The sequence below is a fragment of the Kitasatospora sp. NPDC088160 genome (genome assembly GCF_044741445.1).
Taxonomy (GTDB): domain Bacteria; phylum Actinomycetota; class Actinomycetes; order Streptomycetales; family Streptomycetaceae; genus Kitasatospora.
In genome coordinates this window covers 1-10146 of record NZ_JBIUSS010000052.1, presented here as the reverse complement: position 1 = coordinate 10146, position 10146 = coordinate 1, and the positions used below count along the sequence as shown (strand labels likewise).

Annotated in this window: 6 protein-coding genes and 1 pseudogene; 1 reads left to right on the top strand and 6 read right to left on the bottom strand. The window is 69.5% G+C overall.

Annotated elements, in window-relative coordinates; all coding sequences use genetic code 11:
* Window positions 1–119 precede the first annotated feature (119 nt).
* The 5 genes from ACIOGZ_RS41655 to ACIOGZ_RS41635 form a co-directional block, all read right to left on the bottom strand.
* A complete protein-coding gene (locus ACIOGZ_RS41655; RefSeq protein ID WP_400989871.1) occupies window positions 120–2006 on the bottom strand; it encodes a TniQ family protein in 1887 nt (628 codons plus the stop codon).
* 4 nt (window positions 2007–2010) lie between these two features.
* Window positions 2011–3129, bottom strand: a complete 1119-nt coding sequence (locus ACIOGZ_RS41650) for an AAA family ATPase (protein WP_400989868.1) — start codon at window positions 3127–3129, stop codon at window positions 2011–2013.
* A 146-nt stretch (window positions 3130–3275) separates the two neighbouring features.
* Window positions 3276–5507, bottom strand: a complete 2232-nt coding sequence (locus tag ACIOGZ_RS41645; protein ID WP_400989865.1) for a transposase — start codon at window positions 5505–5507, stop codon at window positions 3276–3278.
* Window positions 5504–6319 carry a TnsA-like heteromeric transposase endonuclease subunit gene (locus ACIOGZ_RS41640; RefSeq protein ID WP_400989862.1) on the bottom strand — a complete coding sequence of 272 codons (816 nt, stop codon included), beginning with the start codon at window positions 6317–6319 and terminating at the stop codon, window positions 5504–5506. Before ACIOGZ_RS41640 ends, ACIOGZ_RS41645 begins: the two co-directional genes overlap by 4 nt.
* A 261-nt stretch (window positions 6320–6580) precedes the next feature.
* Window positions 6581–7414, bottom strand: a complete 834-nt coding sequence (locus ACIOGZ_RS41635) for an ETX/MTX2 family pore-forming toxin (RefSeq protein WP_400989859.1) — start codon at window positions 7412–7414, stop codon at window positions 6581–6583.
* Between the two features lie 697 nt (window positions 7415–8111).
* Between ACIOGZ_RS41635 and ACIOGZ_RS41630 the strand changes: the two genes are divergently transcribed.
* Window positions 8112–8420, top strand: coding sequence for a hypothetical protein (locus ACIOGZ_RS41630; RefSeq protein WP_363632911.1), 309 nt, complete (start codon window positions 8112–8114; stop codon window positions 8418–8420).
* 87 nt (window positions 8421–8507) lie between these two features.
* Here ACIOGZ_RS41630 and ACIOGZ_RS41625 read toward each other — a convergent pair.
* Window positions 8508–9700: pseudogene (locus ACIOGZ_RS41625) on the bottom strand (IS110 family transposase).
* Window positions 9701–10146: the final 446 nt, after the last annotated feature.

The window sequence follows — 10146 nt, the reverse complement described above, 5'->3', positions numbered from 1 at the left end:
TGAGACCGGAATCGGTTGTTGGCCCCTGACCCGTCGATCGGTGCTGGTGGAGGATCCCGCAGGAATCGATGGTTGGCCCAGTTCGGAACTGATAGTTGGCCTGAGCGAGGCGCTCAAAGTCACGGAGAGTAGTCACCGGGTTGGCGATCTGCACTGCCGATCAGGGCCCGGACCCGGTCGTCGAGGACCGCCCGTAGCCTGCGGTCTGTGGCGTGATGGATGTGGTGCAGAATCCGGAGCGCGGGCGTCCCGGGCCCGACTCGGCGGTTGAAGGCGGACAGCGGCGCTCGGAATGAGGGTGAGAGCTGCCATTCGCTGCCGGTGACGGCGGCCCAGACGTAGGCGGAGGCGCACTCCCGGAGTAGCTCGTCGGCGCCTGTCTGCGGGCCTTGAACGAACATCCGGCCCAGCTGTTGGGTGATGGTGTCCCAGTCGGAGTGTCGAAGGTGCCAGAAGGCGAGGTTCTGGCGGCGCTGGTAGTAGTTGACGGGTTCTCGGGCGATGTGCTGGGTGAGGGCCTCGAATGCCTCGGCGATCTCCGGGCTCAACAGCGGATGGGCGCTGTTCTGGCTCGGATGGAGGCTCTGACGCATGAGCGCGCCGGGACCTGAGCGATTCCAGCTCTGGGGGATGCCCAGCAGCTCGGCTGCTGCGTCGACGGAACAGCCCGCAGCGGCCTGGACCAGTTGGACTGCCACGACTCGGCGGAACTGGATGGGCTTTCGCAGGTGCTGTGGAGGTGCCCCGTTCTCTGCCAGGACGGTGAGCCAACTGCCCGGGGGACGCTGAGGGATGTGCTCGGGCAGGTAGCCGCGTTCGCGCACCGGGATGACTAGCGGGCCGGTGTGCGAGATGTGCGTAGGCACGAAGATCCCTTGGCAGCACTGCTCGACGTCGTGTCTGAAGAGCGGTGAACACCTGGTCTTCAGGATGTCCCAGGTCTGGCTCCAGGCGGATGCGTCGTAGCGCGGGGCGCGTCCTGTGAGGTTGTGGATTTCGGCCCGGAACGCAGTTCTCGGCAGACGGACGAGCCGGTCGGCGAGGCTGAGCACTTCTGCGGAGGCCGTGCTGGCGGTGGGCAGAGCACCCCAGCATGGCTGTGTCTGTCCGGGCCAGGACCCGTGGACACCGCGTCTGTACTCGTCCATGAGCTGCGAGATGGCGCCGCTGGATTGCCCGGCAGGGTCTGGCGACTGCCGGGCCGCGGTGATGAGAGCGACAGCGACTCGAAGGTCCGAGAAGCGCGAGATAGCCGTCGAGGGGTAGTGGCCGGGTTCCAGCATCTTCTGGAGCCTGCGTTGGAGGTCAGCGAGGTCCGGAGCGAGCTGTGTTGCGGGGATGGCCGCGAGATCGTCCAGCGGGTGGCCGCAGACCGTGCCCTGAGGCCCGGCTGAGACCCGGTTGCGGCAGCGCGTGGGGTGAAGATGTCCGAGGCCCGGGAGGGGAACGAGCTGGGGGCTCGTTGTCCATGATCCGGCCTGGGCCGGCCGCCGACAGCGTGGGCAGGTGTCGACGAGCATGCGGTTGTGTTCCAGACAGGCGAAGATCACAGGCAGGCGCCAGGACAGTTTCCAGGGTCCGCCGTGCAGTTGCTGGATCCGGCTCCCGTCGCCGGCGAGACACTCCGGGCAGTAGCGGCTGGACGACAGCAGCATCCAGTCGGTAGTCACCTTCCGCGGCCGCAGGGCTTCGCCGGGCTGGCCCAGGACGTCGGCGAGGGGCGGGTAGTGGCTGCTCCAGGGGCGGAGGGTCAGCTGGTCGGCCTCGTCCTCGGTCAGCCGGGTCGAGCGGGCGAACGCTGCCCGGATGCTGGCTTCGAGCATGAACAGGTGCCGGAGCCGGGCCTGGCCCCGGTCCTCGAATGCGAGCCCCGTTCGCCTGACCACCTGGGTCGGGGTCAGGTCGAGGTGATGGGCGAGTCTCAGGACGAATCCGGGCAAGCCCTCGCCGGGCAGCGGGGCCAGGCTTCTTGGCAGCGGAGGGTGTGCGTCACGGCCAGGAACCATCGGCTCAGGCCCCGTCCGCGGCTGCCCTGGGGCCGACGTCGTCGAAGACGGTGTTGCGCGGGCGCTTCTGCCGTCGGGCCGGAGGCTTCTTCGCGTTGGAGGAGGAGAGGTCCGGAACGATGGGGATTTCCCCGGCCCCGGGATCGCGGCCCAGTGCGTCGAGGCTGATGGTGATCGTGTCGAGAAGCTCCTCGTCGAGGTACTCCTTCCCGCTGGCCATGGCCTCCATGGCGCCGTCCTCGATCAGGCGCGCGAGCAGGCCGATGACGCCGTTGGTGCGGCGCCGCAGGTATTCGGGCATGCCGCCGCCGGTGAGCATTCCTGGCCAGGCGTTGAACAGCCGCAGGCCGTCCTCCAGACCGGCCAGGTGGTCCAGGAAGGCCTCGGTGCCTTCCGGGGTGGTGCATTCGAAGGTCCCGAGTTCGACGAGGTCGAAACGGCGCTCGGTCTGGGTCACCTCCAGCCCGTGGACGCGGGTGCTCGCCGAGGGCGGGAACACCCACTGGCGGGTCCGGGAGTCCCACTTCGCCTTCCGCAGCAGGCCAGAACCTGGGATGTCGGCACCGATCAGGACGAGGGTGACGTTCATGCTCATGAACGCCCGGATCAGGTCGAGAACGTCCTGATCGTCGGCCCGGTGCATGCGCAGTCTCGTAATGTCGTCGAGAATCAACGCGCGGACCCCATGGCCGTCGAGCGAGGCCGCGACCTGCTGGACGAGCTGGGGAAGGGTCAGGCCCTTCGTGTGGGCGCCGAAGAAGTCGAGGATCGCCTGGCAGGTGCTCTTCGGCGTCGCGGTCACCGGCGTCTGGACATAGACGACCGGGGCGTGAAGCGCTCGCGTTCCGGGCATCGCATACGGATTGATCTGGTCGCCCGCTTCCCGGAAGGTGACCTCGAACTCGGCGGCGATGTCGCAGACGGTCTCAGTCTTTCCCTGGTAGCCAAGGCCGAAGACCATCACCCCGGGCCAGGTCGCGGACGTGAGCCGCATGGCGTTGCCCCGGATGCGCCGGTCGACGAGAGAGGCGACCCTCTTCGCCATCGGTGTCTCCTGCAGCGGCATGTTGACGTGCGTCGCCGTGCGGTGCAGGTTGTGGAGCGCCTTGTCGCGATCGCTCATCGCCTGCCACTGGTCCAGGGACAGTCGGGGCGCCGGGACGAAGGACCGGCGGGACCGGCAGTAGTACTGCCAGCCCTCGTAGGTGTCCCGACGGGGAGGCTTGCCGCCGAGGATCCCGGCGAGCGGGTGGGTCGGTGCGGCATCGGTCATGCATGGTCCTCAAGCGGTGCGGGGGCGTCGTCGGGCGGAATGAGGAAGAGGTTGCGCCGGCGCAGGCTGTCGCCCAGCCGCGGCGGCGGGACCGGGCGACGGACCGACGACACCTCGCGTAGCCGGCGTCGTTCCGCATCGACCGCCTTCGCGATGCCAGCGGCCTCGACGGGCCAGGCGACCACTTCGGCCGCCGGGCCCTCTGACGTGGAGGGCTGGTCGGCTGCGGCTTGCGCGGCGTCGGCGGCCCGGCGCGAGCGGGCGGTCTTCTCCCGCTTGCCCATCTGGGAGGGCCACTGGCTGACCGGAATCGCCGAGCCGAGGATGTCCAGGAGCACTGGCAGCAGTTCCTCGTCCGAGCGCGGTTTCAGCCCGGCCCGGCGGACCTCGCCGAGCAGGGCGTCGACGTTGATGTCCGAGAACGCCGGGACCTCGCCCTCGGGAGGCAGGCCGGTCCAGCGCAGGACGTGCCAGCGTTCGGGATCGTCGGGGTCCTGGAAGAACACGGTGCGGCGGTCGCGGCGGTCGGAGCGGATGACCCACTTGCCCTTGTGCCGGCCTCCCCGTGACGACCGGCCGTGGAAGCGGTCCTCGTCCAGGACGTCGGCGTAGTAGAAGAGCCCGAGGATCTTCACCCCGCGGCCCGCGTGGATCTTCACGTGGTGGGGACGCAGGAGCTTGTAGTAGAGCTCCGGGCCCGGGATCTCCAGGTCCAGGCCGCCCTGCCGTGTCGATGCCGCGAACAGCGAGTTCGGGCTGTGGGGGCCGTCCGGTGCCCAGGCCGGCGCGTACTCGCCCAACTCGCGGTTCTGCCAGACCTTCACCACCCAGGTGGCGACCGCGTGTTCGACCTGGGCCAGCGTCAGCACCGCGTCCGCCTCGGGGTCGGCGCCCCGGTCGGCGACATCGGTGCCGGTGAAGCCCAGCAGGTGCTCCAGCAGCAGCGTCTTGATCGAGGAGAACGCCCGCTCGACAGCGAACTTGTCGTGGGCCCGAAGCGTCCTCGCCGGAAGGATCGTGCAGCCCAACGCCCGCTCGGCGGCGACGATCTGGTGGCTCTTGTAGGGGCCGCCGTGGTCGGTGGTGACCGTCTCCGGCGCGAAGAACGGCAGCGCGGCGACCCTGTGCCCGGCGAACTGGGCGACCAGCGTGGCCGGAGCGCCGGGGTAGGGCCACTCCATGTCCTCGCCCCAGCCCTCGCGCATCGGCAGCGGCATCACCACGTCCCGCAGCAGCATCGCGATGTCCACCGAGGTGTCCGACACCAGCGTGAGCCGGAACGCCACGATCGAGTGCGTGTAGAGGTCCAGCGCCAGCGACATCACCGCCGACACCGGCTCGCCGAACACCTGCTCGCGGACCTTCACCGGCAACGGTGTCGAGTCCAGTGCGACCACCTGCCCGGGCCGGTGGACCACCACCCGCCGCCCCGCCTGCGCGACCTCGGCCGTGCGAACGTAGCGCTGACGTGACCCGTCCGGGCCGAACCACTCCCGCCAGACCGCCGCCATCGTCTTGCAGCACGGAACGTCCTCGGCGGGAAAGTCCGGGAACACCTCCCGGACGTACTGGTGCAGCAGCCGGTGCCGGGCGGCCATCGTCATCCGCGAGCGCCGCAGGGACTCCTCCCGGACGGCGTAGATCCCTTCACGGATCTCCGGGGTGATGCTCGGCCGGCCTCCGCCCGCGCGGAGCCAGCGGCCGTCCGCGCAGGCCAGAACCAGGTCTTCGCCCTCGCTGCGGGCCAGGCGCTTGAGCGTCCGCTCGCTCATGAATCGCAGCCCCAGCGCCTCCGCCTCGACGGCCGGCATCGCCTTCAGCTCGGCGGCCTTGGCCCGGCGGCGCTCGCCAAGGGTGGTCGTCGCCGGGTCGAACCCCGGTCTCGGCTCGCCCGGCAGGGCCCGCTCCGGGCGCCCGGCCCGAAAGCCGCTCTGGGTCTCCAACACGTGCTCGGCCCGGATCCGAGCCCGCCGCACCTGGTCGGGGGTCAGGTCGGACAGAACCACTCCCCGCCGGTCGCCGCCCGCTGGGGCCAGACGGCCGGGAGCGGCCAGTGCACGGATGCCGGGGTGGTTCGCCAGCCAGCGCAACGACCGCCGGCTCCGCTCTCCGCTGGCATCGGCCAGGACCACCCGGCCCAGGTGCGGTTCCAGTTCCTCAACCGCGTAACGGACGCCGCTGAGCTCCAGTCGGACCCCGGGTGCCAGGACCAGGACGCCGCGGCTCACGACCGTCGCCCCATCGCAGCGGGGCCGGGCTGCTGCCCGGCGGGCCAGACCGGGGACCGGTCGCCGAGCGGCTCACTCAGATCGATACTGAGCCGGCGGTGCCAGAGCAGATGGATCGCCTCCGTTCGAGCGAGCTCGGGCCACTGCGTGGCCTCCACCAGTTCCCCGAACCGCAACGGTCCGTCAGCCACGGCGGCCAGGAGCTGCCCCTGCAGACCGAGCGGGTCTGTGCGTGTCCGGCGCCGGGCCGACAACGCGTCCAGCACCGACTGGACGTGCGGACGCCAGCCGCCGACCACGGTGTAGTGCCAGCCCGCCGCCGTCGCGACCTCCCGTGCTGCGGCGAACTTCAGCGCGTCCTCGTCGCGGACCAGCGCGGCCGGGCGCACGTCGAACAGCCAGTTGCCGTCAGGCATCAGCGCCAGGAAGTCCGGGATGTGCGCCGCGCGGCCGCCGGTGTGCTCGAAGTCCAGGCGGAACGGCTGCGGCAGCACCTCCCTGACCCGCACGAAGTCCAGCGCCCGCAGCAGGTCCCGCTCCTCCAGCGACTCGAACCCGTGCTGCCGGCCGGTGGAGGCCATGAACTCCAGTCCGGGTCGGTGCCGCTGCCGGGCCCGCCAGGTGAACCGGCGAACCGGTTGCGAGTCGAGCACCGGCACCGAGCCCAGGTCCCGCACCGGCCAGACGACCTGGCCCCCTTCGAACAGCCAGGTCGTCGACCACCGTCGCGGCCAGGAACCGTCCAGCACCAGGTCCCGGCGGAAGACGGGGTCACCCGTGAACGGTGTGATCAGCGCTGCCAGGTCACACACATCCGAACGAATCACCGGACCGGTTCGTGTACTCACCCGAGAACCACACCACCCAATGCCACCGCCCACGAGCGAAATCCCCGAAAGAGGACACCCCCCGGGCGGCAATCACCCGCGAGAGTGGCGCAACCCGGCCCGCAGACACGGCCGGCTCCGGAGAACGCCGACACCGAGCCCGGCGGGCTCCCGGAAAGAGCGCCAGGGGGCCACGCAGGACCGGGCGGTGGAGTTCGGCGGCACCGGCGCCACCGCCCGCCGGCACTACACCGCGTTCTCCAGAACTGCCCCCAGGAGCGCGACCTGCGCGTCGCCCGGAAGGGTCTCCAGAACCTGAAGCGGCGTTTCCTCGGCCCCCTTCTTCCTCTCGGTCACCACGGTCCTCACCCTCACCCCGGCCTTCGCGGACAGGGACCCGGTCGCACGCCCGATCAACTCCGTGCCGTCGAGCCGGTACCGAGGACTGTCCGCCGCGCTCTTGCCCTCCAGGTCAAAGCCGTAGTAGGCCTTCTTCTCGTCGGTTCCCAGGTCCAGATAGGAGATGAAGACGCCGATCTCGTACTCCTTGCCATCATCAAAGTGCAGGTAGAGGTGGGCACGCCCCTCGAAGCCGACCGTGAGCTCCCCTTCGTCCACGAAGACCACCGCCGTGACCCCCGTGTGCGGGGGAACCCTGACCGGAGTGTCGACCCCCCAGGTCTCGGTGACACTCTTCTCCTCGGAACTCGTACTGCTCTGCCCCTCCTTGAAGCCGATCTTCCCTCCCATACTCCCGAAGCCCTCCAGCTTGACCTCCATCGAGATCTCCTGGTCCGCCTCGAACGTCTTCGTCTTGCTCACCGTCACCGACCGGGTGACATCCTTCGAGATCTTGAGGGTCTGCGACTGCTCCACGGACGTGTCGTTCGTGTAGTCAATCGAGTAGATCTGCTGGCTGTCCGGCAGGGGTTTGATCGAAGGGGAGGACAGCGTCGCGTCGCCGAGCACCTCCGCACGCGTGTGTGCCAACGCAGCCCGAACCGCCGCCGGGATGTCTTTGATGAAGGGGGTGCCCTTCGTGAGGGCATCCGTGAAGATGCGCTCCAGGTAGTTCGTCATCGTTGTCTCCTGAACTCATGGACTGCGTCGCTTGCCCGGGCTGCGGCCGTCGATCCACATCCGCCCCGCGGGTAGCGGGCGGCTGCGACGTCGAACACCTCGCGCACGAACGCGTCGCGACCCTGATGGGTGGCGACCATGGTCATTCGTACCGAAACCACGGGCCGCCATGCGGTGCGATCGACGCCGACGACCAGCCAAACCGCCCCTTCGAGTGGAACCGCGCTCCAGGGGATGACGAGAGCAAGGGCGAGCACGCCCGCGCACCCGCAGCATGCCCTTGAGGATGATGTGGGGGCGTTCTACCGACACAAACCCGCCCGCCCGCGAGGCTCGGAGACCACCCACTCAGCCTCCGTCCAGCGAGGCATCACACCCTCGCGGTCACAACCGGCGCCGCCGCACGTCCCTCCGGCCCACGGCGAGCCCGGGGAAGAGGAAGTCGCAGCTGCCGCCGACCTGTTCGATCGATGCGGGGGGCGTGAGTGGACCATCGCCCAGAACCTCGAGCACCCAGTAGAGCCGTCTCCAGCACGAAGTCCCCCCGCGCCCGGCTGCCACGGCGACTTTCCAATGCCGACTGTCAAGCGGCTCCGGCGAGGGCTGGAGTGACGCGGCACTTCGCGGCGTGCCAGTCGGGTTCCCGGTCCACCGCTGAGGATAATCCTGCGTGATCATCTATACGCAAGGAGTGACTATGCGTCGCCTGTGCACCACCCTCGGCACCCTGGCCGCAGGCGCCCTGCTGGCGGTGGGCCTTACCGGATCGGCCTATGCCGCGACCGGCACCTTCGACTTCACCACCTCCGAAGGGACGGAAGAGGCCATCCAGAACCCGCAGGACAACATCTGCTACGGCGTCGACATCAGCGGACGGACAGTCAACGGGACCAATCGCGACGCCATCGTCTTCTCGGGCGAGCGGTGCAGGGGCTCCCACGTCGTCCTGACCCCGGGCCAGGAGGACTCGCAGCTGCGCGGGCAGAGCGTGAGGTTCATCCGCTGACACATTGACAGCGAGAGCCGCCGCACCGCGCACAAGCGGGCCCAGTCGCCTGTCGGCAACCGGTGCGGCGGCCGGCGGGCCACCACGTCAAGCTGCTCGGGCGGGGGCCGGGGCGGTCTGGAAGGGTGCGTCATCGCGGATCATGGCCCATATGACGTTGACGCGTCGGCGAGCGAGGGCAATGACGGCCTGCTCGTGCCCTTTGCCCTCCTTCCTCTTCCGGTCGTAGTACGCCTTCGAGACCGGGCACCAGAACACGCTGACCTGAGCGGACAGGAAGAGGGCGCGTTGGAGGCCGCGGTGGTATCGGCGGGGCCTGCGCAGGTTGCCGCTGACTTTCCCGGAGTCCCAGGGGACCGGGGCCAGGCCGGCGAACCCGGCCACGCGGTCCGGGCCGGCGAGGCGGTCAGATCCCCGCCGGTCGCGGCGATGAACTCGGCACCGAGGGTGGGGCCCATGCCAGGCAGGGTGAGGATCACCTCGGCGTCCCGGTGCTGGCGGAAGCGGGCTTCGATCCGGGTGTCGAGTTCGGCCACTTCGTCGCTGTGCGCGACCACTGAACGGGCGAGGCGGGCGACGAGTTCGGCGCCCAGTTCCTCGCCGCGCAGGGCGGTCATCTGGGCCTGGGCGGCTTCTACGGCTCGGGCCGCGAGCGGGCCGGCGGAGTGGACCTTGCGGTTGCGGAGCCAGGTCTCCAGCCGTCGGACGCCCATGCGGCGGATCGCGGCCGGGGTCTGGTAGGCGGTCAGTAGGAGGACGGGGCCCTTCTTCGTTAGGTCGAGGGCCCGTTCCAGGGCGGGGAAGAACTCCAGGAGCTGGGCCCGGAGACGGTTGATCTGGCGGGTCCGGTCGTGGACCACGTCCAGGCGCCGGGCGGTCAGGAGGCGCAGGTCGAGGGCGATGTCGTCGCCGGGGCGGAGCATGCTCACGTCGCGGCGGACGCGGGCCTGGTCGGCGATGATGAAGGCGTCGCGGGCGTCGGTCTTGCCTTCGCCCCGGTAGGTGGTGGACGCCTGGTGGATGGTCCGGCCGGTGAGGTAGGCGACGGGTTGTCCGTGGTTGAGGAGGAGGCCGGTCGCCAGGGCGGCGATGCCGGTGTTGATGTCCACGGCCCACAGCACGTCGCCGGATATCTCCAGGACATCGGCGATGAGCTGGAGCAGCTCGGTCTCGTCGTTCAGGACGCGGCGGGACAGCAGCCGCTTGCCGCCGCCGTTGATCACTACCGCGTGGTGGTGCTTCTTGCCGATGTCCAGTCCGGCCCAGATTTCGGGCACGATTCCCTCCGCCAGTTCGTCGTCACGTTCGGTCCCGCAGACGGCCTCGCCGACGTTGTCTTACGGAGCGATCGAGTCGCGATTCCCAATTGGTGGTCGAGCCGTCGCGGGGCTCCGGGCGGCCAAGTTGCCTAAGCCATGCCGACCGCAACGGGCAATGAGCCATACCCAGAGCCCCTGGGCTCCGCCGATCTTACGAATGACCAGTTCGAACCCACGAAGAAGGTAAGACGGGCAACGGCGCCCTTGGCCTTCACCGGCGCCCGGCGGCCAGCTAGGTCGAGGGCCTCGGAGTGCAGGCGAGCTGCCCAGAATCCACCGTCGCCGAGGGCTACCGATGCCGTACCGACGCGACAGTTAGCGTGCTTCGTCACAGTCACCCGCTGTAGCCAAGCGGGACTGTTAGGCCAACTATCGATTCCATGGGCCAACTACAGATTCCGGCCTCA

Coding starts and splice junctions, on each gene's coding strand:
- ACIOGZ_RS41635 (WP_400989859.1), bottom strand. CDS start 7,414: ATGACGAACTACCTGGAGCGCATCTTCACGGATGCCCTCACGAAGGGC.
- ACIOGZ_RS41650 (WP_400989868.1), bottom strand. CDS start 3,129: ATGAGCGATCGCGACAAGGCGCTCCACAACCTGCACCGCACGGCGACG.
- ACIOGZ_RS41655 (WP_400989871.1), bottom strand. CDS start 2,006: ATGGTTCCTGGCCGTGACGCACACCCTCCGCTGCCAAGAAGCCTGGCC.
- ACIOGZ_RS41630 (WP_363632911.1), top strand. CDS start 8,112: ATGCGTCGCCTGTGCACCACCCTCGGCACCCTGGCCGCAGGCGCCCTG.